The following is a 19,984-nucleotide window of genomic DNA, read 5'->3' as shown; positions in this document are numbered from 1 at the left end:
CGGGACAGCGCGCCCGCCGCTCCCTACGCTCGGGCGCACAGTCGATCAACGGAGAACCCGCATGCACCCCGAACTCGCCGCCGATCTCGCGCGGTTGCCCGAACTCCTGGAGGAGACCCGGCAGCAGGCCCTCGCCTTCCTCGACGGCCTCGCCGACCGGCCCGTCGTCCCGCAGGCGGCCCCGCCCGGCGCCGGATCCGTCGGTCCGGCGAAGCTCGCCGAGGCGGGCGGCGGGTTGCCGGCGGCGCTGGCGGAGTTCGCCGAGCGGTGGGAGCCGCGCCTGTCGGGCAGTCCCGGGCCGCGGTACTTCGGGTTCGTGACCGGTGGTGCGACCCCGGCGGCGCTGGCGGGCGACTGGCTGACCTCCACCGTCGACCAGAACTCCAACTCCTCGCTGGACCCGGCCGGTCAGCACCTGGAGCGGGAGACGGTCGGCTGGCTGCGCGAGCTGTTCGGGCTCTCGGCGGCGCACCACGGCACCTTCGTGAGCGGCGCGACCATGTCGAACACGGTCGGACTGGCGATCGCCCGCGAGTGGCTGGGCGAGCGGCTCGGCGTGGACGTCGCCGAGGACGGGGTCGGCGCGCTGGGCCGGGTCCGGGTGCTGTCGGGCGGCGCGCACTCCTCCGTCTCCAAGGCGCTGTCGGTGCTGGGCCTGGGCCGGACGGCGCTGCGGTCCGTGCCCCTACTGCCCGGCCGGGAGGCGGTGGACGTGGCCGCGCTGGAGCGGGCGCTGGCCGAGGCCGACGGGCCGTGCATCGTGGTGGCCAACGCGGGCACCGTCAACACCGTCGACTTCGACGACCTGCGGGCGATCGCCGACCTCCGCGAGCGGTACGGGTTCTGGCTGCACGTGGACGCCGCGTTCGGCGCCTTCGCCGCGCTGTCGCCGGAGCACGCGGAGCTGGTGGCCGGCCTGGACCTCGCCGACTCGGTCTGCGTCGACCTGCACAAGTGGCTCAACGTGCCCTACGACAGCGCCGTGCAGTTCACCCGCCGCCCCGACCTGCAGGCCCAGGTCTTCCGGAACGCCGCCGCCTACCTCGGCCCGGTCGGCGAGCACCCCGACCTGGTCCACCTCACCCCGGAGAACTCGCACCGGCTGCGCGCCCTCGCCGCCTGGTTCACCCTGCGCGCGTACGGCCGCGCCGGCCACCGGGAGATCGTGGAACGCAACGTCGCGGGCGCGCGGGCGCTCGGCGAGGCGGTCGAGCGGATCGACGGCCTGCGCCTGCTCGCCCCGGTGCGGCTGAACGTCGTCTGCTTCACCCTGGCGACGGATCCCACCCCCGAGCGCCTCGCCGCCCTCGCCGCCGAGCTGGCCGACGACGCCTTCGTCACCCCGACCCGCTACGCCGACCGGCCCGCCCTGCGCGCGGCGTTCAGCAACTGGCGCACCACGGAGGCCGACGTGCGGCGGACGGCGGAGGCACTCGGGCAGGCCGTCCGGAAACTGACCGCCGACCGGCGCCACGAGGCCTGACGGCGCGGCCCGGTGCCGGCCCCACGACGATGACGATGGGGACGGCACCGGGCCCGAGCACCGGGCCGATGGCTCAGCTCCGGTCGTGGTCCCCGCTCCCGCCGTCGATCAACTCCCGCAGGATGTCCAGGTGTCCGGTGTGCCCGGACCGTACCAGCCACTACCGACAACCCGGCTCCCCGACCGCGGCTCCCCGACGGCGGCCCGCTGTTCCGACCGCGGCCGGCCGTTCCGCCGCGCGTGTCATCCTGAGCGCCGCCCACGCAACACGCCTGCCGCGCCTTGACCTTCACACCGTGTGAAGCCCGATGATCCTCCCATGACCGCCACACCGTACGACCCGTACGCGCTCCTCGCGCAGAGCCGCCTCGGCATCCTCGCCACCATCAAGGCGGACGGCCGGCCCCAGCTCTCCCCCGTCATGCCGTTCTACGACCCGGAGACGAACGTCATCCTGATCTCCACCCGGGACGGGCTGGCCAAGACCGCCAACCTGCGCCGGGACCCCCGGGTCAGCCTGGAGGTGACCGGGCCGGACGGGCGCTCCTGGGTCACCGCCGAGGGCATCGCCACCCTCACCGGTCCGGGCACCGACCCCGACGGCCCCGAGGTCGAGGCGCTGGTCGACTACTACCGCAGCGCCGCCGGCGAGCACCCCGACTGGGCGGAGTACCGCGAGGCGATGGTCTCCGACCGCCGGGTGCTGCTCACCGTCCCGGTCGACCACGTGTACGGCACCCACCTCTGAACGGCCCGGGTGAACCGCCCGGCTGAACGGCCCGGGTGAACCGCCCGGGTGGGCGCGGCCACCGTCACGGGGGTACGGTGGCCGCGCCCGCCCGCGGCTCAGCACAGCGTCGCGGTGACCACCGTGGCGTCCAGGTCCTCCTGCCGGCTCGCCACCGCCGTCAGCCCGGCCGCCCGCGCCACCCCGAGGGCTGCCGCCACCTGCCGCTCACTGGTCTCGAACAGCAACGACCCGCCCGCAGCCAGCCACCGGGGCGTCTCCGCGACCACCCTGCGCAGCACGTCCAGGCCGTCCGCGCCGCCGTCGAGCGCCGGCCGGGCCTCGTGCAGCCGCGCCTCGGGCGGCAGCAGCGCGAGGTCCCCGGTCGGAACGTACGGGACGTTGGCGATCAGCACGTCCACCCGGCCGCGCAGCGCGGCCGGCAGGGCGGCGAACAGGTCGCCCTGGTGGATCCGCGCCCCGGTGCCGGCCAGGTTGCGGCGGGCGCAGCGGACCGCCTCCGGGTCGATGTCCGCCGCGTACAGCTCGACCGGGTGCCCGGCCCCGGCCGCCACGGCGGCGCCCAGCGCACCACTGCCGCAGCACAGGTCGAGCACCACCGCGCCCGGGCCGCGGGGCGGGCCGGTCAGCGCGGTGGCGGCGGCGGCCAGGAACTCGCTGCGCCGGCGCGGCACGAAGACGCCCGGGTCGACGGCGATCCGCAGACCGGCGAACTCGGCCCAGCCGACAACGTGTTCGAGCGGCCGCCCCTCGGCACGGGCGCGGACCATGGCGGCCAGGTCGGCGGGCGCGGCTGCTGCGCGGAGCAGGATCCGCGCCTCGTCCTCGGCGAACACGCAACCGGCTGCACGCAGCCGGGAGACCACCGAGGAACGGAGAGCGACGGAGGAGAAAACCGGCAAGAGAACCCCTTGGGGAAGACGGGAGGAAAGCGAACGGAGGAGGAAACGACTCCGTCAGGGCTCCCGCAAGGGCCGACACCGCGCCGGTGCGTCACCCGCGCTACACGCGCGAGGCGCCCGCACGGCCGCGCTCCGGGAGCACCCGCTCGGACATTCCGGTAATGGGTCTCACCTCCCTGAATCACGGTCATACTCGGCATCAGCCACCCTACCGCAACGCCGGTCGGCGGCACGTGCCGGTCGCGCGGGGGCCTGTGCCGGCAAGGGAGTTCGCGCGCCGGTCAGGCCGGCTCCGCGCCGGGCAGGCGGTTCGCGCGCCGGGCAGGCGGGCTCCGCGCCGGGCAGGCGGTTCGCCGCCGGTCAGGCGGGCTGCGGTACCGGCGGCCTGGTGCGGTAGGAGCCGGCCGCGCCCGGGGGGACCAGGCAGGGCAGCAGCCAGTCCCAGAGGGCGCCGACCCGGCGGGCGCGCTCCTCCGCGGGGCAGCCGTCGGCGAACACCACTTCCAGGCCGCAGGCGGCGGTCACCACCAGGATCTCCGGGCCGAGCCCGCCCGCGCGGTCGCGCAGCTCGCCCGCGCGGCGGGCCCCGGCCAGCAGGTCCCGGACGACGGCGGCCCAGACGCGGTGGAAGCCGCGCATGCCCGCGAGGGTCTGCCGGGCGTCCACCGCTCCGGTTTCACCCGGATTCGGACCGCCCGGCCTGGCTTCGCCGGCCTTCGGCCCGCCCGGTTTGACGTCACCCCGCTCGGCCCCGCCCGGCTCGACCCCACTCCGCTCGACCCCACTCCGCTCGGCCCCGCCCGGTGGCGGTTCCGCCTGCCAGCCGCCGTCCTCGCGGCCGAGGCGGAACGCCGCCCGGACCACCGGGTCCGCCCCGAGGGCGTCGACCAGCCAGTACCCGGCGTCGATCAGCCCCTGGAGCGGGGAGGAGGCGGCGCGCTGGTCGCCGCAGGCCGCGCGCAGCGAACGCTCGGCCTGCTCGAACACCGCTCTGGCCAGCTCCTCCTTGGAGGCGAAGTGGAAGTACAGCGCCCCCTTCGTCACCCCTGCGGCCGCGGCGATCTCGCCGAGGGTGGCACCCGCGTAGCCATGGCGGTCGAACAGCCCCGCCCCCGCCTCCACCAGCCGCCCGCGCGTCCGTTCCGACCTCTGCTGGACCACCCGTCCCACAACCCCTCACGACGACAAGCACGTTCGACCAAGCCCCGGTGGCACCCGGGCGGGCGCCGAGTCCTCCGACCGTCGCCCTCAGCCGACCCGGCTGAGCCGGGCCGCCGCGGTGTCCGCCAACGCGGCCGCGCCCACAGCGGGTTCGCGCTCCGTCTGCGCCGTCCGCTCCGGACCGACGGGTCGCTCGGCAGCGGCGGGTCGTTCCGGCCCCGTGAGCAGGATGGAGCGCTGCAGCCGGCGCAGCCCGACCGAGGGCTCCATGCCCAACTCCCGTACCAGGGTGTTCCGCAGGCGCTGGTAGGCCTCGAGGGCCTCGCCGCGGCGCCCGGAGCGGTGCAGGGCGATCATGTACTGGCCGTGCAGGCTCTCGTGGGTGCGGTAGCGGTCGACCAGGACGGTGAGTTCGGCGAGCAGGACGCGGTGGCGGCCCAGCCGTAGGTCGGCGTCGATCCGCTGGTCCAGAGCGCAGAGCCGGGTCTCCTCCAACCGCTTGGCTTCGACAGCGAGTTGGCCGCCGACCGGGACGTCCGCGAAGGCCGGTCCGCGCCACAGCGCGAGCGCCTCGCCGAGCATCCGGGCGGCCAGCGGGTGGTCCTCGCCGTCGATCGCCCGGTAGCCCATGCCGGCCAGCCGCTCGAACTCCCGGATGTCCGTCAGTCCGCCGCCGCTGTTCAGCATGTAGCCGCCGGGCGAGGTCACCAGGACGTCCTTGGCGCAGGACACCCCCGCCTCCTCGCCGGCCCGGGCGAACGCCCGGTCGATCAGGTCGCGCAACTGGAGGACGTACGTCTGCACGGTGGTGCGCGCACTGCGCGGCGGACGGCCGGACCACAGCTCGTCGGCCAGCACCCCCGCCGGAACCACCTGGTCCGCGCGGAGGGCCAGCAGCCCCAGTACCTGACGCGGCTTCGGCGCCGACGGCACCACTGACAGCCCGCACACCCGGACGTCCAACGCCCCGAGCACCCGAATTTCCACGATGACCACCCCAATCACACGGAACGCCGCAAGCTCGTCGCTGCGGCCGGCACCCGGGTCGACACCCCTGGGGGCAACTGCCACCAGTGAAAAACAGGACGCGCGGTTTGTCAATACAAAACCGAACGTGCTGTTTGTTTTTGAAGGCGGGCTGCCTGGGCACTGCAAGAAGCCACACAACCACCCTCGGTAGTGTTCGCAGGGCAAACCAAAGGCGGCGTGACCCCGTGGTCCCGCCGCCGCCCGCGCGCCCCATCCTCCCCCAGCCCCCCTGCACAGGAGGCAGGTTGAGCTCCCGTCAGCCGACGCCGATGCCCGCCTGCGCCTCGACCGGCACGTCGTCGCCCTCGTCCCCGCCGCCCTCGTCCGCACGGGCCGCCGCGATCTCGGCGACCACCTGGGCACCCCGGTCCGGCCCCATCCGCAGCGATCCGAGCACGCCGGGCACCGCGATGCTCGGCATCAGGTGCTGGAACAGCCCCGACACCCGAAGCTCCAGGTCAGCCCGCCCGGAAAGCTTCTGGGACTGGATCTGAACCCCCGTCCACGCCGCGATGATCAGCCATGCGGTGTCCGCCGGAACGACGTGCGGCAGCAGCTCGCCGCGCTCGCCGGCCGCCAGCAGCAGCGCCTCCATCCGGCCGATCCACCCCGGGATGGCACCGCCGCCGAGGTCGTCGAACACGTCCTGCCCGAGCGAGAGCCGGGCACCCGCGCTCAGCAGCGGGTCACGTGGCATCAGATGCGCCACCACCATCCCGGTGTCCACGAACTCCTGGAGCTTGCAGCTCCGTTCGGGAACTCCGTCCTGGGAGAACTGTTCCTCGACCACGCCCTGCGCGAGATCCCGCTTCGACGCGAAATGGAAATACACCGCACCACGCGTCACACCGGCCCGGGAGACCACCTCGCCGATGGTCGCGCCCTCGTACCCGAACTCGTCGAAGACCGACGCCGCCGCCTCCAGGATCAGCCGACGCGTCCGGAGCGCCCGCTCCTGCCGTACCACCGCAACCACCCCGCCCTGAGATGCCGGAAAACAAAACCAAACACCCCGTATCTTAGCTGCGCCCAACCCGCAACCGGCAAGACGATGTCGGTTAATCGCCCGACCCCTCCCCCTTCCTCACCACCCGCCGAGCCCCCACCTGAAGGTCCGTCACCACAGGCCTCGCCCACCGCGGCAGTGAGGCCTCTTCCAAGGACTTCTTCCATCCGTAAAAACCGAACGATTGGTTTCTTTAAAGGTAATTCCGGAGCTCGCCGCAAGCCTACGGCCGATCTCCGCACCCGGTGCCGCTCCGCAACCGCCGCCCTCGAGCGCGGCGTCGTACGGGTCAGTCGACCGTACGGTCGCAGCGGCCGAAACGGCCGAAACGGCCGTACCCGGGGGGAACCATGAAGCTCGACCCGCTGCGTCGCCATGCCGCCATGGCGACGGCCACCGGGCTGGCACTCGCCGCCCTGGCCTCCTGCAGCACGTCCACGACGACGGGCCCTGCCGCCCCTGTCACCATCCCGGCGACCGCCGTCAGGCTGCCGCTCGCAGACAGGGTCGCGGCCGGCCTGGAACGGATCCGCGCCACCGCCCAGGACAATCCGCCCGGAGAACAGTGGGGCCACTACCAGGACGAGGGCGGCACGATCTGGTACTTCTGGCCCCTCCCCGACGGACGGTTCTGTCACGGAAAGGAGTTCGAGCTCGGGGACCAGGACATCCGGGAGGTCGGCTGCACGAGCAACCCCCTCCCGGACGACGGCACGCCGGCCGTGAACGCCCTCCTGGGCCCGGCCAGTGTGACCGGCGGCCGGTGGGTGAGCTTCCTCTACGCGGACCAGGAGGACGTCCAGGACATCGCCTGCGGCGACCTGCACTTCACCGCCCGGCGCATCGCCCGCTTCCCCGGCACCCACGGCCCGCGCACCCTCTACGCCGTCAGCACGCCGTGGGCCGCGCTGGGCCTCCTGCACGCCCGGGTCCGCCGCGCGGACGGCACCGTCGCCCCCGACCTGGCGCGGTTCCCGGACGGGAGCGAGTCCGCACACGTCTCCGGCGAACGCGTCTGCGCGTGAGAAGTCGGCCAGGCCGACTTCTGGTGCCAGGCCCTACAACTCCGCCACGTGCAGGATGAGGCGCCGGGCGGCGCGCTCCGACAGGATGCGCTGCTCCTCGACGGCGGCCAGGTCCAGCGGGACGGGCGGGGCCCACGTCGTCCCGGCTCAGGTTGCGGGGGCCAGGTTCGGAGTCACCACGCAAGCCTCGCGCGCAGGTGCGGTGCCGGTCCACGTGGGTTCGCGGGTCCGGCCCGGTGTCAGGTCGCCCAGGGCAGCCGCAAGGTTTCGAGCTCGGCGTCGCCCAGCAGGGCCTCGATGAGGTCAGGGGGTCCGGCGACCTTGGTGGCCCAGAGGTCGTAGTCGGTGCACAGCACCCAGGAACGGTCGGCGGCCCAGAGGTTGGAGGGGCTGGCGTCGACGTCGGTGGTGTCGTAGAGGGCTTCGGCGTCGCCGAGGCGGCCCGCGCGCACATGGACGTTGTCGAAGTCCCCGAGCATCAGCGGGTTGTAGTAGGCCAGGCACCGGGTGTCCGGGCCGGCCGGACCGTACGCGGTGAGGACGGCGATCAGGCGGTTCCAGGTCTCCCGGTCGAGGCTCCCCTCGGTGGGCGGGACGATGCCGAGCGGCCAGCTGCCGTCCTTCTTCGCCGACGGGAAGCAGCGGTTGGAGGGCAGCAGCCCCTCGGGCACCACGGGATCGCCGGTCCGCTCCGCGAGCTCCGCCCAGCGCAGCCGGTGCCAGCCCGGCCCCGGGTGCTCGGCGCGGCCCAGGTCACCACCCGTGACGACACCCACGGCATCGAGGTCCACGCCCATGAACACACGCGGCTGTGCGCTCCCGTCCGCCAACCGGGCCTGCCGGTAGTCGTTGTACGAGAGCTCGCTCGGCCCCCGCTCGTGCTCGTACATGGCGTTGAGCACCCAGACGGCGTCGGGCATCGCGGGCGCCATGAACCCGAGCACGCCGTCACCGCACAGCTCCCCCAGCCAGTCGGTCTCGCCGGACGGCGCGAGCGGCCACCGGCCGGACATCGGGTCGGCCTGCAGGTCTGCCGACAGGTCGATCCGGGCATCAGGCTGGGCATCGGGCTGGGCATCAGGCTGCTCGGGCATCCGATCATGCTCCCACAGCGCCGGATCACGGACGGCCCCGGACCAGCGCAGGGGGCGAGCAGGGCAGCAGCTGCGACCGATACAGGAATGAAACGCTCTTTACCGGATTCTGCTGTCATCGATGAAGGGATGAGACTCGCCGTAGACGGGATTCTGACGTCGCGTCCCTACGGTGCCTGACATGTCACCTATCCATGACCGGATCGGCGGTCACCACACCAGGATCCGCAGCCGAGCGCGCGCCCAAGTCGTCCTGACAGCACTCGTGTTGGCAGCCGGCACGGCGCTGGCCGCGCCCGCAGGAGCCGCAGGAGCCGCAGGAGCCGCAACGAAGAACGGGGCCGCAGCGAGGAGCGGGCCCGCCACAAGCCGGGTGGTCGTCCATCCGGAGGCGGTCACGGCCGCGCAGCAGCAGGCCGTCCTCGGTTACTGGACCCCCGAGCGGATGGCCGCCCTGATCACGCGGTCGTCCGGCAATCCGCCCAGGAGTGCCCCCGACGGAGCTCCGTGGACCGGCGCCGACACCCTGAGCAGGACGGTCGGCAGGCTGTTCTTCACCAACCACGGTGAGGACGAAAGCTGCACCGCGACCGTCGTGAACAGCGCCAACCGCAGCACCGTCGTCACGGCGGGGCACTGCGTCAACAGCCCCGACCTCCTGGGAAACGACAATCAGTGGCTGTCGAACGAGCTGTTCGTCCCGGGCTACCACGACGGTCTCGCACCGTACGGCACGTTCGTCGCCCGCGCCGGGGTCGCCGACGCCACCTGGCTCCGCAACGACGAGCAGAACGCCCTGACGTACGACGCGTACGACCAGGCGTTCCTGGTCCTGAACACCAACGCCGCCGGCCAACGGGTGCAGGACGCCGTCGGCGCCGCACAGCGCATCGGCTTCGACCGGCCGGGCAACGCGTCGGTCCACGAGTTCGGCTATCCGCGCGAGGCCTCGGGCGATCCCGGGCGCGCGGGCCTGCCGGAGTACACCGGGGCCAGGCTCGCCTACTGCGTGGGGCAGACCCGCGAGTACCCCGGCACCAAGGAGCACCCGGAGCCCCGGGGCGAGTGGGGCGCTCCCTGTGTGATGGGCGGTGGCTCCAGCGGCGGTCCCCGCATCGCCGACTTCGACCCGTCCTCCGGGATCGGCACGGTGGTGGGTGACGACACCCTGAGTGCCTTCTTCGACTCCTCGGGCCAGGTCTGCGACCACGGCAACGCCGCCTGCCTCCGGCACCTGGTCGGCCCGCAGTTCACCTCCGCGATCACGAAGCCGCTGTACAAGGCCGCCGAACGCTCCTGAGGCGTCGACGCCGGCACGCCCCGATCCGGTGGTCACGACCGCCTCCCGAATCGAGCCGCGCCCGACCAACCCATCTCGACCAACCCCACTCGGCCAACCCGACCCGACCCAAGATTGGCAACGATGTCAGCCCTCCACCGAGCATTTCCCAGCAAGCTCGCCGCCGCGGGAGCCCTCCTGCTGAGTGCGACCACCGCCGCGGTGCTGCTGCCGGACACGGCCTTCGCCGCGGAGCAGGAATCCGTCACGACGCACTCCGGCGCCACAACCGAACAGGAGCGCAGCCGGATCGACACCTACTGGACGCCGATGCGGATGAAGCTGGCGGGCGCCATGGTCCCCGAGATCACCCCCGTGCCGGAGGACGACAACACGCCTGACGATCCACATCCGCTTCCCGCGAACACGCTGGATCCCGGATCGACCTGGACGCACGGCGGAGCGGTGAACACGAGCGTCGGCCGTCTCTTCTTCACCTTCGCCGACGGCTACGACGGCAGTTGCACCGCAACGGTCGTCAACAGCGCGAACCACAGCACCGTCATCTCGGCCGCGCACTGTCTGCGGGCCGTCGGGGCTCCCGCCACCGACGCCACGTGGAACCACAACCTCTACTTCGTGCCCGGCTACCGCAACGGAACCAAACCGCTCGGCGGCTTCACCATCAGGAGCGTGGCCACGTCCTCCCGCTGGGACGCCGATCCGAGCACGACGACCTCGGACGGTGTCGCCGTCGCCGGCTACGACACGGGAATGCTCGTGGCCAACCCCTCAGCCGGGGGACGGCGGATCGCGGACGTCACGGGAAGCCAGCGGATCGCGTTCACCAAGCCCGTCAAGGACGAGTTCATCCACACCTTCGGGTACCCGAAGGACCGACTCAACAACCCCAGCGCCACCTACACCGGATCACGCATGATCCACTGCGCCGGACCGGCCCAGCCCGGCCCCAAGGCCCCCCTGCTGTGGGGTGAGCCCTGCGACATGTCCCACGGGGCGAGCGGCGGCCCCCACCTCGCACAGTTCGACACCCGGACCGGCATCGGCACCGTCGTCGGCGTCACCACCACCAGCGACGAACTCGCGGGTGGCCAGAGCAAGACGCTCTACGCCACCCGCCTCGGCGACAGCGCCCGCCGCCTCTACAGCTGGGCGCAGACCCGGGTGGCCTGACCTCTCGGTCGGCGCCTCCTCGTTCAGCCCGTACTCGTTCAGCCCCGGTTCGGTCCGTTCACCCCTCCTCGGCCGGCACCTCCCCCGGTCGAGGAGGACCCGTGCCCGGCCGCCGGCGCCACACCCGTTGCCGATCAGCGGCTTCCACAACCAAACGGTTGAACAAGCGGGCGGAGCGGCGTAGCGTTGTTCTCAACCAATCGGTTGAGGATGAACAGGGGTGTGCAGGTGGCTGTCGACCAGCTGTCCCGGGCGTTCGTGGCCCTGGCGGATCCGACGCGGCGGGACATCGTGGCCCGGCTCTCGATCCGGGACGCGACCGTGGGTGAGTTGGCCGAGTCCTACGCGATCACCATGCAGGCCGTCTCCAAGCATCTGAAGGTACTGGAGGAGGCCGGGCTGGTGAGTCGCAGCCGGGACGGGCAGCGCCGTCCCTGCCACCTGGAGCCGCAGGTGTTCGACGTGATGACGAGCTGGATCGAACGGTACCGGCGCCAGGCCGAGGAGCGGTTCGGCCGCCTGGACGCCCTCCTCGCGGACATGGCCGACCACACCGCCCACCCCCGCACCGACAACGACGAAGACAACGAAGACCACGAAGGCAACGACCGACCGAAGCCCCAGCAGAGCGAAGGAGTCCCGTCATGACCTCCACCACCGGCCCCGAGACCCGGATCGAGGCGGACCCGCAGCTGCCCACCATCCGGATCGTCCGCGAGTTCGACGCCCCGCAGGAGCGGGTCTTCCAGGCCTGGACCGAGCCCGAGCTCGTCGCCCAGTGGCTCGGCCCGAAGGACCTCGAGATGAAGATCGACACCTGGGAGGTGCGGACTGGCGGCCACTACCGCTACTCGATGCACCGCGAGGGTCAGGAGATCGCCGCCTTCTACGGCTCCTTCCACGAGGTCCGGCCGACCACCCGGCTCGTCCAGACCTTCACGTACGAGGGCGTGCCGGACGGCGTCTCGCTGGACACCGCAACCTTCGAACCCGCCGGGGAGGGCCGTACCCGCGTGACCGTGCTGTCGGTGGTCGACAGCCTGGTGGCCCGGGACGCCATCCTGGCCAGCGGCATGGAACACGGAGTGGTCGAGGGCTACCGGAAGCTGGACGCCCTGCTCGCCGCGAGCTGACCCGCCTCGGCACGCCGGGCTTCCGCGCGGTCAGGGCGGCACGGCCATCCCTCAGGGCAGCACGGCCACCGCCTCGACCTCCACCAACTGGTCGGTGTACCCGAGCACCGAGACGCCGAGCAGCGTGCTGGGCGCATCGTGCTCCCCCATGTACGCGCGGTAGACGTTCCACACCCTCACCAGGTCCGCCCGGTCCCCGGAGGCCACGTACACGGTGGTCCGGGCGATGTCGGTGAGCCCGGCGCCCGCGTCCTCCAGCACGGTTATCAGGTTACGCATCACCTGGTGGGCCTGTCCCTCGTAGTCGCCGACGGAGACCGTCCGGCCCTCCTCGTCGAGCGGGCAGGCCCCGGCCAGCCACAGCGAGCGCGCCGGGGCTTCGACCACCGCGCCGTAGGCGTAGTCGACGGCCGGCGTCAGACGCGTGGCGCGGATCAGCTTGACGGCGCTGCTCATGAGGTCCTCCTACGGTCCCGACCGAACGTTCGCGCCCATCGTTGGCTCCACCTGAACGACCGTCAAACCATTTAGCGAGGAACTTCCCGCCGTTCCAAGGCCGGTGCGCCCACGATTCACCGTTGCGGGTGATGGCGGACGGCCCCGCCGGAACGGAATCCTGGTGCCGCTACGCGCACTTCCACCCGCAACCACCGTCCGGGAGCCGCCCCATGGAACCCCAACCGTCCGACCGCGACCAGGACACCGGCGTCGGCCGGCGCCGCATGCTCGGCCTCGCGCTCGGAGCCGGCCTGGTCCCGGCACTCGCCCCGGCGGCGCACGCGATCCCCACCGCGCCGCCCGAGAGGAGCACGCCGCCGAGCGACGCACTGGGCCTGCGGGTCGCCGCCGTGGCCGCGGCCCAGATCGGTGTGCCGTACGCCTGGGGCGGCGGAGACCGGCTCGGCGCGAGCCTCGGCTTCTGCGACGACGAGAACGGCTACCTCAACGGCGTGTGCCTGGGCGAGAAGACGGTCGGCTTCGACTGCAGCGGCCTGTCGCTCTACTGCTGGCACCGGGCCAGCCACGGCACCGTCGAGCTAGGGCACTACACCGTCGCGCAGTTCAACCGCAGCGCCCCGGTGGAGCGCGACGCGCTCGCCCCCGGCGACCTGCTGTTCTTCTCCCGTCCCGACGCGCCCCTGCACCACGTCGGGGTCTACGTCGGCGACGGCGCGATGATCCACGCCGAGCGCACCGGGACGCTGATCGCCCGCGTCGAGCAGGTGCTCGACGTCCCGCGCTGGGCGGGCGAGTTCGCCGGCGCGCGCCGCCCCGGGCAGCCCGTCGGCTGAGCGCCGCTTCCCCGCTCACAGTCCCCTGCGCGGCTCCCCCGACCCCCGGTGGACCCGCAGCAGCAGCGACTGCAGCACCTCTCGCTCCCCCGCGTCCAGCGGAGCGAGCACCTCGTCCTGCACCGCCCGTGCCTGAGTGTCGAGTTCGGCAAGCAGCGCCCGTCCGGCGTCGGTGATCGAGACCGAGACCCGGCGCCGGTCGGCCCGGTCCCTGGCGCGCTCGACGTACCCGCCGGCGGCGAGCTGGTCGGCCACCTTGGCCAGGTCGCTCGGGTCGAGGCCCAACCGCCGTACCAGGTCCCGCTGGACCTGGGGGCCGAAGTCGGCGAGCGAGGCGAGCACCGCCATGTCCCAGAGCCGCAGGCCGCGTTCGGCCAGCCGCTCGGCGAGCCGGCCACGGGCCGTCTTCCCAACCCGGGAGAGCAGGTAGGTGCTCAGGTCCAGCAGCGTCGGGGGGAGCTCGGGCGCGCGCTCGGGCTCGGAAGCAGGGAGCTCGGAAGCAGGGAGCTCGGAAGCAGGGAGCTCGGAAGCGGGGGGCGGGTTCTCGGAGACCATGGCGGAAGTCTAGGGTCTCTCCCTATAGTGGGTTGCAACCCACTAATTTCGGCCCCAACCCATCGCCCCCAGGAGTTCGACTGTGGACGCCCTGTACCCCCGCCTGCTCGTCACCCGCTTCGCCGACTGCTTCGCCTTCTACGGCGCGATCCTCCCGCCGCTCACCGGCGCCACCCTGGTCAAGGGCGCACCCGGGGGCCCGTACGCCAACTGGGACCTCGCCGACCAGGCCGTCCTGGTGCTCTACGACCGCGCCGCGATGGCCGCCACGCTCGGCACCGCCGAGCAGCCTGCCCGCCCCGCCGCACCCGCGCAGGACGCCGCGATGCTGGTCTTCCGGGTGGACAACGTGGACGCCACCCTCGACCTCTGCCTGCGCCACGGCGGCACCCTGGCCGTCGAGGCCACCGACCGCCCGGAGTGGGGCCCGAACCTCCGGACCGCCCATCTGCGCGACCCGGACGGCCACCTGATCGAGCTCCAGTCGTACTGAGAGAACCGTCCCGCTCGGCCCGGGCCCCGGAGCCGTCGTCCAGGTGTGGCCGCCGGCTCAACTGCCGTAGCGCCGCTGCCTGGCGGCGAAGCTGCGGACGGCACGCAGGAAGTCGACCTCGCGGAACGCGGGCCAGTAGGCCTCGCAGAAGTACAGCTCCGAATACGCGCTCTGCCAGAGCAGGAAGTTCGACAGCCGCTGCTCGCCGCTGGTGCGGATGACCAGGTCGGGATCGGGCCGGCCGGCGGTGTAGAGGTGCGGGGCGATGTCGTCGACGGTCAGGGCATCCGCGACCTCGGTCAGTGACGCGCCGGACTCGGCGCGCGCGTACATCAAGTCACGGACGGCATCGACGACCTCCTGGCGGCCACCGTAACCGACGGCCAGGGTGAGGTGGGCGCCGGTGGTGCTGGTCCGGGTGGCCTCGACAGCCTCCTTGAGGGCGTGCGCGGTACTGTCGGGCAGGGCGTCGGTCGTTCCGGCGAGGTGGACCTGCCAGCGGGCGTCCGGGCGGATGAGGCGGTCGACGACCACCTGCTCGATCAGCCGCATCAGGTAGGCGACTTCGGTGTCGCCCCGGCGCTGGAGGTTCTCGGTCGAGCACACGAACACGGTGACGTGCGTGATCGCCAGGGCCTCGCACCAGGACAGCACCTCCTCGACGTGTTCGGCGCCCACCTTGTGGCCGATGCTGGGGTTGGCCATGCCCATGTGTCGGGCCCAGCGGCGGTTGCCGTCCATGATCAGTCCGACGTGCCGGGGCAGCGGGCCCGCCATGACCCTGCGTCGCAGGCGGCGAGTGTAGAGGGCACGGAGCAGGTCAGGCATGAGCACCGTCCAAGTGGTCGGGGAGGCCCGCCCGTTCGGGCGGCGCCGGGTTCATGGGGTTCGGTCCGGGCCGTGGCGTCGGGCAGCCCCGCCGGAGGGCACGCCAAGGCGATGCCGGGCGGCCGGGTACGGTGGCCGGCCGGTCGCGGTCGCCGGCCGCTGGGCGCTGCATGACAACACCTTTGGCAGTGACGGCAGTTGACCAAGGCGCTCCGGGCTCAGCAGGCCGACGGGAGTTCGCGCAGGTCGCGCAGGGTACCCGCGCACACCGCCGTGAGCAGCAGCAGGCCGACGCCGATCGCGGTGCCGAGCGGGTGGAACCCGTCACCGGTGACGGAGCGGCCGAGGATGGTCGCTCCGCCGGTGGCGCTGGCCCCGGCCAGGGTCCAGACGCCGACGCGCAGGCGGCCGGTGCCGGGCGGCACGACGGCGTCCGCGCCGACGCCGGTGAAGATGCGGGGGATCTGGATCGCGCCGAGCCCGAGAGCGATCCACCAGGCGGCGAGCAGGGCGGTGCGCAGGGTGGGCGGCGAGGCGTCGGCGTCGACGCCTCTGTGCACCAGGACGACCACGGCGGTGCCGAGGGCCGTGGGCACGGCGAGGCGGCGCAGCGCCCAGCCCAGCAGCGTGAGCGCGGCGGCCGCCGTCCGCCGTGGCCGGGGGGCGACCAGGGCGATGCCGAGCAGCAGCAGGGTGGTGCAGCCGTGCGTCACCCCGTCGCGGATGCCGTCGGCGGGCAACGGGCCGGCCTGTTCGGCGGCCAGGTGGCCGAGGAACCAGGCGGCGAGGGCGACGGTGATGCCCATGGTGGCAACCCGCCGCTGGCGCTGCGTCGGGGAGTCGGCGGGCCAGAGGGCCGGGTGCAGCCACATGTCCACGATGCCCGCGACCAGGTCGGGCCAGGACTTCCAGCCCGCACCCCGGGCCTCGTCCTCCACCATCGAACCCCAACGCTCGCGGAAGGCGTCCGGGTAGAGCCTGACCAGGCCTCGGGCGACGACGCTCACGCGGGGTTCACCCCCAGGCGTCGCAGTCCCGCGTTCGCGACGCGGGCCATCGCCCGCAGCTCGCGTTCCAGCACCTCGCGGCCGAGGGGGGTGAGCTGGACGGGGCGCTGGCGTCCCTGACCGTCGAGCGGCTCGATCAGCCGCTTCGACTCCAACCTGGCCAGCGCCCCGTAGAGGCTGCCGGGCCCCAGCCGCTCCCCGGTCAGCTCCTCGATCGCGGTGTTGATGGCGTATCCGTGCAGTGGCCCGTCCGCCAGCGCGCAGAGCACCAGTGTCTGGGCGTCGTTGGCTTGCATGTCGCTTTGCTCCTCTGCTTGCTCTTCCGCCTGTTCCTCCGCTTCTGACGGAGCACCATACTACGCGGCATGAACTACGCGCCACGTACTACGTGATGTGTACTATCACCGCCATGCGCGATGACATGACGAACCATCACCTGGACATCGGACACCCCGCCCGCCGCGCCGCAGCAGCGGCCTTGTGGACGTCCATCGCCGGCGCCGCCGCCTTCACCGCGTTCGCCTTCCTGACGACGCAGGTGCGCGCGGTCCGGGCGGGCAGCCCCTGGCAGGACGACCCGTACGACGCGGTGGTGACCTTCACCCTCTTCTTCGTCCCACTACTCGGCGCACTCGGCACGGTCCGGATGCTGCTGTGTCGCCGTGACCGGCCACTGCCGCGCTACCGGGTCGAGCAACTGCTCCGGACCGCTCTGGTCAGCACGCTGCTCGTCACCGCCACGCTCGCCGCCGACTGGGTGGCGGTGGCCGCGCGGGCGAACCGCGGGCTCTGGAACGACGGCACCCCCTGGCTGGTCGCCTCCCTGCCGGCGCTCACCACGATGACGGCCGCCGGCCTGTTCCTGCACCGCCGGGCGGTCCGGCTGCTGCCCGGAACGACATGCGGGGGCGGGGACTGGCTGGACGACGTCCTGCCCCTGGCGAACCTGCTCACCGGCCGTCACCCGCGGGTGGGACGGCGGCTCACCACGCTGATCGACCGCAGCGATGTGCTCGGCTTCACCCGCCGGCGCTTCACCGCGCTGGCCGCTGCGGCCGCCCTCGCCGCCGGCCTGCTGGTGGCCACGGGGCTGGCATCCGGCGAGGGCTGGCCCGGAGTGCTGCTTTTCGCGGTGGAGAGCGCGGTCTTCGCCGGCGGCACCTTCGCCTTCACGGTGACCTGCAACGCCGCCCTCCGGTTCGCCGCTCCCCCGCCCACCACGAGGGCGCGCCGCGCCGCCCGGATCGCGACCACCGCGGCGGCCTCGGCGCTGCCGGTCTCGCTGGCGCTACGGGATACCCTCTGGCAGCTCCTCGGGCTCGGGCGCCACGCCGACTCCATCGGCCCCTGGGCGATCGTCACGCTCGTCGGCGCACTGCTGACGGGTGTGCTCACCTTCGGCGTGGTCGCGATCGGAGCCGGGGCGTGAGCGCGGGAGCCGGTTCTCCGAAGGACGCGATCGCTGCCCGGACAGCACCTCGACGTCACGGGGGTTGCGCCTTCCCGGCGACCCGGCACGCGCCGGCCGCCGGGCACCACCTCGGCGGCCGGCGGCCGGAGCACCCGGCGGGCCGAGCCGTCAGCGGTGGTAGACCTGCAGCTCGCGTACGGCGTCGTTGAGCGGCGACCAGAGGTGGACGGTGTTGCAGTTGTTGTAGCCCTGCATCGAGGACACGCTGAGCGCCACGTCGATGTAGTTCACCAGGTGGTAGCCGGTGGAATCGCAGCCGCCCGCGTCCCCGTAGAACGTGTAGATGACGCCGCCGCCGTAGTTGATGTCCTTGTACTCCTCCAGCAGCAGCGTACGGTCGGCCGGTTGCTCCGCCGTACGGGTGCGGCCGTCGGCCCGGGCGAGTGCGTCGGCCCGGGAGTCCGGCGAGCAGGCCCGCCCGAGGACCGGCGAGGCCGCGTCCGCGCCGGGGACGTGCCCGAGCACGGCCGCGCAGTACTGGACGTCGGGCACGGGCAGCGGGCGGAGCTGGGCCGAGCCGGCCGGAGCGGCGGCCACCGCCCCGGCGAGCGCGAGACAGCCGGCGAGGGCGGGGGCGACGAGTCTGCGCGGGATGCGCACGGGATACCTCCGGTACAGGTGGCAGAGGGGGACAGCGGCGGCCCTGGACTCGGCCGCCGCGCCCATTCGACGGGCGGCCGCCACCCACGGCGCCGCCGACACAGCGCGCACCGCACTAGTCGTACGTATGCCACCGGCCCCGGGGGTCCGACCCCCGGGGCCCCTCGCCCGCGCGACGGCCCGGTCACCCCTCCGCGCCGACCTCCCACAGCTCGGCGCTGCACGCGGCCACCAGGGCACCGATCCGCGCCAAGGCCTCCTCGGCCGGCAGCGGCTCCAGTCGGCGGCCGTCCCGCAGGCGCAGCGCGACCCGGTCGTCCACGGCCTCCTTGGCACCGATCACCGCCTGGTACGGCACCAGCCGGGCCTCCCGGATCCGGGCGCCGAGGCTGCCGTGCTCGGGACCGGCGACCTCGGCGCGCAGTCCGAGGTCCAGGCAGCGCTGCCGGAGCCGTTCGGCCTGCGGCAGTTCGGCGTCGGAGATCGGCAGCAGCACGACCTGGGCGGGCGCGAGCCAGGCCGGGAACGCGCCGCCGTACAGCTCGATCAGGTGGGCGACCACCCGCTCGACGCTGCCGATCACGCTGCGGTGGACCATCACCGGGCGGTGCTTGGCGCCATCCGGGCCGACGTAGTGCAGGTTGAACCGTTCGGGCTGGTGGAAGTCGATCTGGACGGTGGAGAGGGTGAACTCGCGCCCGGCGCCGTCGGCGATCTGCACGTCGATCTTGGGCCCGTAGAACGCGGCCTCGCCCTCCGCCGCCTCGAACGGCACCCCGGAGCGCTCCAGCACATCGGTGAGCAGCGCGGTGGCGCGCTCCCACAGCGCGGGATCCGCCACGTACTTGCCGCCGTCGCCGGGCAGCGAGAGGCGGTAGCGGACCGGCACGATGCCGAGCGCCCGGTGTGCCTCGCGGATCAGCTCCAGCGCGGCGACGGCTTCGTCGGCGGCCTGCTCGGGGGTACAGAACACGTGCGCGTCGTTCAGCTGGATCGCCCGGACCCTGGTCAGTCCGCCCAGCACCCCGGACAGCTCGGAGCGGTACATGCCGCCCAACTCGGCCATGCGCAGCGGGAGTTCCCGGTAGCTGTGGGGGCGGGAGCGGAAGATCAGGGCATGGTGCGGACAGAGGCTGGGCCGCAGCACCACTTCCTCCGAGCCCAGCTCCATGGGCGGGAACATGTCCTCGCGGTAGTGCGCCCAGTGGCCGGAGATCTCGTACAGCTCTCGTTTGCCGAGCACCGGGGAGTAGACGTGGCGGTAGCCGGCCCGGCGCTCGCGGCCTCGGATGAACTCTTCAAGGGTGTGCCGGATCGCGGCGCCATCGGGCAGCCAGTACGGGAGGCCGGAGCCCATCAGCGGGTCGGTGTCGAAGAGGTCGAGTTCGCGGCCGAGCTTGCGGTGGTCGTGCTGGGGGTGGCAGCCCCGGGGCTGGTCGGGCAGGGGCCGGCCGTGCGACGGGTGGGCGTTCATGGCGGTGGTCTCCACTCTGGGGCTGCGGGCGAGTGGAGCCGGAGACGACGAAGCCCCGGGGCACTCGCCCCGGGGCTTCGGACTAGGTCAGCAGTCAGCGCGCCGGGACTCTCTCCGGCGTCGTCGTGACGAGTGCAGCGCGCTTCATGCGATCAACCGTAGCAGGTCGGAAGACGCGCGCAAGATCTTTCCGAGGGGGTCCGACGAACG

General features: G+C 72.9%; 22 protein-coding genes. 10 read left to right on the top strand and 12 right to left on the bottom strand.

The window, feature by feature from the left end:
* Positions 1-61 precede the first annotated feature (61 nt).
* Together ACZ52R_RS06490 and ACZ52R_RS06485 are read left to right on the top strand one after the other, a co-directional pair.
* Entirely contained in the window at positions 62-1,483 is a 1,422-nt protein-coding gene (locus ACZ52R_RS06490; RefSeq protein ID WP_465619274.1) for a pyridoxal phosphate-dependent decarboxylase family protein, read from the top strand.
* A 319-nt stretch (positions 1,484-1,802) separates the two neighbouring features.
* Positions 1,803-2,231: a PPOX class F420-dependent oxidoreductase gene (locus ACZ52R_RS06485; RefSeq protein ID WP_360505111.1), complete on the top strand. Its 429-nt coding sequence runs from the start codon at positions 1,803-1,805 to the stop codon at positions 2,229-2,231.
* 98 nt (positions 2,232-2,329) lie between these two features.
* Here the strand turns inward: ACZ52R_RS06485 and ACZ52R_RS06480 are convergent, their stop codons facing one another.
* The 4 genes from ACZ52R_RS06480 to ACZ52R_RS06465 form a co-directional block, all read right to left on the bottom strand.
* The gene (locus tag ACZ52R_RS06480; RefSeq protein ID WP_465619277.1) at positions 2,330-3,133 is read right to left on the bottom strand and encodes a putative protein N(5)-glutamine methyltransferase; all 804 of its coding nucleotides are present in this window, start codon (positions 3,131-3,133) and stop codon (positions 2,330-2,332) included.
* Positions 3,134-3,493: 360 nt separating this feature from the next.
* On the bottom strand, positions 3,494-4,294 hold the full coding sequence (locus ACZ52R_RS06475) for a TetR family transcriptional regulator (protein WP_465619279.1): 801 nt from the start codon (positions 4,292-4,294) through the stop codon (positions 3,494-3,496).
* Between the two features lie 87 nt (positions 4,295-4,381).
* Positions 4,382-5,281: an AfsR/SARP family transcriptional regulator gene (locus ACZ52R_RS06470; protein ID WP_465619281.1), complete on the bottom strand. Its 900-nt coding sequence runs from the start codon at positions 5,279-5,281 to the stop codon at positions 4,382-4,384.
* A gap of 298 nt (positions 5,282-5,579) precedes the next feature.
* Positions 5,580-6,290: a ScbR family autoregulator-binding transcription factor gene (locus ACZ52R_RS06465; RefSeq protein ID WP_465619283.1), complete on the bottom strand. Its 711-nt coding sequence runs from the start codon at positions 6,288-6,290 to the stop codon at positions 5,580-5,582.
* A 389-nt stretch (positions 6,291-6,679) separates the two neighbouring features.
* Between ACZ52R_RS06465 and ACZ52R_RS06460 the strand changes: the two genes are divergently transcribed.
* Positions 6,680-7,354: a hypothetical protein gene (locus tag ACZ52R_RS06460; protein ID WP_465619285.1), complete on the top strand. Its 675-nt coding sequence runs from the start codon at positions 6,680-6,682 to the stop codon at positions 7,352-7,354.
* Between the two features lie 239 nt (positions 7,355-7,593).
* Here the strand turns inward: ACZ52R_RS06460 and ACZ52R_RS06455 are convergent, their stop codons facing one another.
* A complete protein-coding gene (locus tag ACZ52R_RS06455) occupies positions 7,594-8,448 on the bottom strand; it encodes a hypothetical protein (RefSeq protein WP_465619287.1) in 855 nt (284 codons plus the stop codon).
* A 373-nt stretch (positions 8,449-8,821) separates the two neighbouring features.
* On the opposite strand from ACZ52R_RS06455, the gene ACZ52R_RS06450 reads away from it, so the two are divergent.
* The 4 genes from ACZ52R_RS06450 (at position 8,822) to ACZ52R_RS06435 (ending at position 12,054) form a co-directional block, all read left to right on the top strand.
* Positions 8,822-9,748 (top strand): trypsin-like serine peptidase, encoded by a 927-nt coding sequence (locus ACZ52R_RS06450; protein ID WP_465619289.1) that lies wholly within the window; start codon positions 8,822-8,824, stop codon positions 9,746-9,748.
* 123 nt (positions 9,749-9,871) lie between these two features.
* A complete protein-coding gene (locus ACZ52R_RS06445) occupies positions 9,872-10,921 on the top strand; it encodes a trypsin-like serine peptidase (RefSeq protein ID WP_465619292.1) in 1,050 nt (349 codons plus the stop codon).
* A 228-nt stretch (positions 10,922-11,149) separates the two neighbouring features.
* Positions 11,150-11,569, top strand: a complete 420-nt coding sequence (locus ACZ52R_RS06440) for an ArsR/SmtB family transcription factor (protein ID WP_465619294.1) — start codon at positions 11,150-11,152, stop codon at positions 11,567-11,569.
* On the top strand, positions 11,566-12,054 hold the full coding sequence (locus ACZ52R_RS06435) for an SRPBCC family protein (protein ID WP_465619296.1): 489 nt from the start codon (positions 11,566-11,568) through the stop codon (positions 12,052-12,054). The genes ACZ52R_RS06440 and ACZ52R_RS06435 overlap by 4 nt, the downstream gene beginning before the upstream one ends.
* A 51-nt stretch (positions 12,055-12,105) precedes the next feature.
* Here the strand turns inward: ACZ52R_RS06435 and ACZ52R_RS06430 are convergent, their stop codons facing one another.
* On the bottom strand, positions 12,106-12,510 hold the full coding sequence (locus ACZ52R_RS06430; protein ID WP_465619298.1) for a RidA family protein: 405 nt from the start codon (positions 12,508-12,510) through the stop codon (positions 12,106-12,108).
* A 212-nt stretch (positions 12,511-12,722) separates the two neighbouring features.
* Here ACZ52R_RS06430 and ACZ52R_RS06425 point away from each other — a divergent pair, with 212 nt between their 5' ends.
* Positions 12,723-13,346: a C40 family peptidase gene (locus ACZ52R_RS06425; protein ID WP_465752918.1), complete on the top strand. Its 624-nt coding sequence runs from the start codon at positions 12,723-12,725 to the stop codon at positions 13,344-13,346.
* Positions 13,347-13,361: 15 nt separating this feature from the next.
* On the opposite strand, the gene ACZ52R_RS06420 is transcribed toward ACZ52R_RS06425, so the two are convergent.
* On the bottom strand, positions 13,362-13,901 hold the full coding sequence (locus ACZ52R_RS06420) for a MarR family winged helix-turn-helix transcriptional regulator (protein WP_465752916.1): 540 nt from the start codon (positions 13,899-13,901) through the stop codon (positions 13,362-13,364).
* 82 nt (positions 13,902-13,983) lie between these two features.
* On the opposite strand from ACZ52R_RS06420, the gene ACZ52R_RS06415 reads away from it, so the two are divergent.
* The gene (locus ACZ52R_RS06415; RefSeq protein WP_465752914.1) at positions 13,984-14,394 is read left to right on the top strand and encodes a VOC family protein; all 411 of its coding nucleotides are present in this window, start codon (positions 13,984-13,986) and stop codon (positions 14,392-14,394) included.
* Between the two features lie 57 nt (positions 14,395-14,451).
* Here ACZ52R_RS06415 and uppS read toward each other — a convergent pair whose 3' ends face one another.
* The 3 genes from uppS to ACZ52R_RS06400 form a co-directional block, all read right to left on the bottom strand.
* Entirely contained in the window at positions 14,452-15,228 is a 777-nt protein-coding gene (gene uppS, locus ACZ52R_RS06410) for a polyprenyl diphosphate synthase (protein ID WP_465619306.1), read from the bottom strand.
* 212 nt (positions 15,229-15,440) lie between these two features.
* The gene (locus ACZ52R_RS06405; RefSeq protein WP_465752912.1) at positions 15,441-16,229 is read right to left on the bottom strand and encodes a hypothetical protein; all 789 of its coding nucleotides are present in this window, start codon (positions 16,227-16,229) and stop codon (positions 15,441-15,443) included.
* Positions 16,226-16,525 carry a PadR family transcriptional regulator gene (locus tag ACZ52R_RS06400; RefSeq protein WP_031071696.1) on the bottom strand — a complete coding sequence of 100 codons (300 nt, stop codon included), beginning with the start codon at positions 16,523-16,525 and terminating at the stop codon, positions 16,226-16,228. Before ACZ52R_RS06400 ends, ACZ52R_RS06405 begins: the two co-directional genes overlap by 4 nt.
* A 113-nt stretch (positions 16,526-16,638) precedes the next feature.
* Here ACZ52R_RS06400 and ACZ52R_RS06395 point away from each other — a divergent pair, with 113 nt between their 5' ends.
* A complete protein-coding gene (locus ACZ52R_RS06395; RefSeq protein ID WP_465752910.1) occupies positions 16,639-17,658 on the top strand; it encodes a hypothetical protein in 1,020 nt (339 codons plus the stop codon).
* Positions 17,659-17,808: 150 nt separating this feature from the next.
* Here the strand turns inward: ACZ52R_RS06395 and ACZ52R_RS06390 are convergent, their stop codons facing one another.
* Entirely contained in the window at positions 17,809-18,300 is a 492-nt protein-coding gene (locus ACZ52R_RS06390) for a hypothetical protein (RefSeq protein WP_465619313.1), read from the bottom strand.
* A gap of 184 nt (positions 18,301-18,484) precedes the next feature.
* Complete coding sequence (gene thrS / locus ACZ52R_RS06385; protein ID WP_465619315.1) at positions 18,485-19,774, bottom strand: threonine--tRNA ligase; 1,290 nt, start codon at positions 19,772-19,774, stop codon at positions 18,485-18,487.
* Positions 19,775-19,984: the final 210 nt, after the last annotated feature.

The sequence above is a fragment of the Kitasatospora sp. NPDC034023 genome, assembly GCF_055575795.1.
This window is presented reverse-complemented; position numbering and strand designations above follow the sequence as displayed.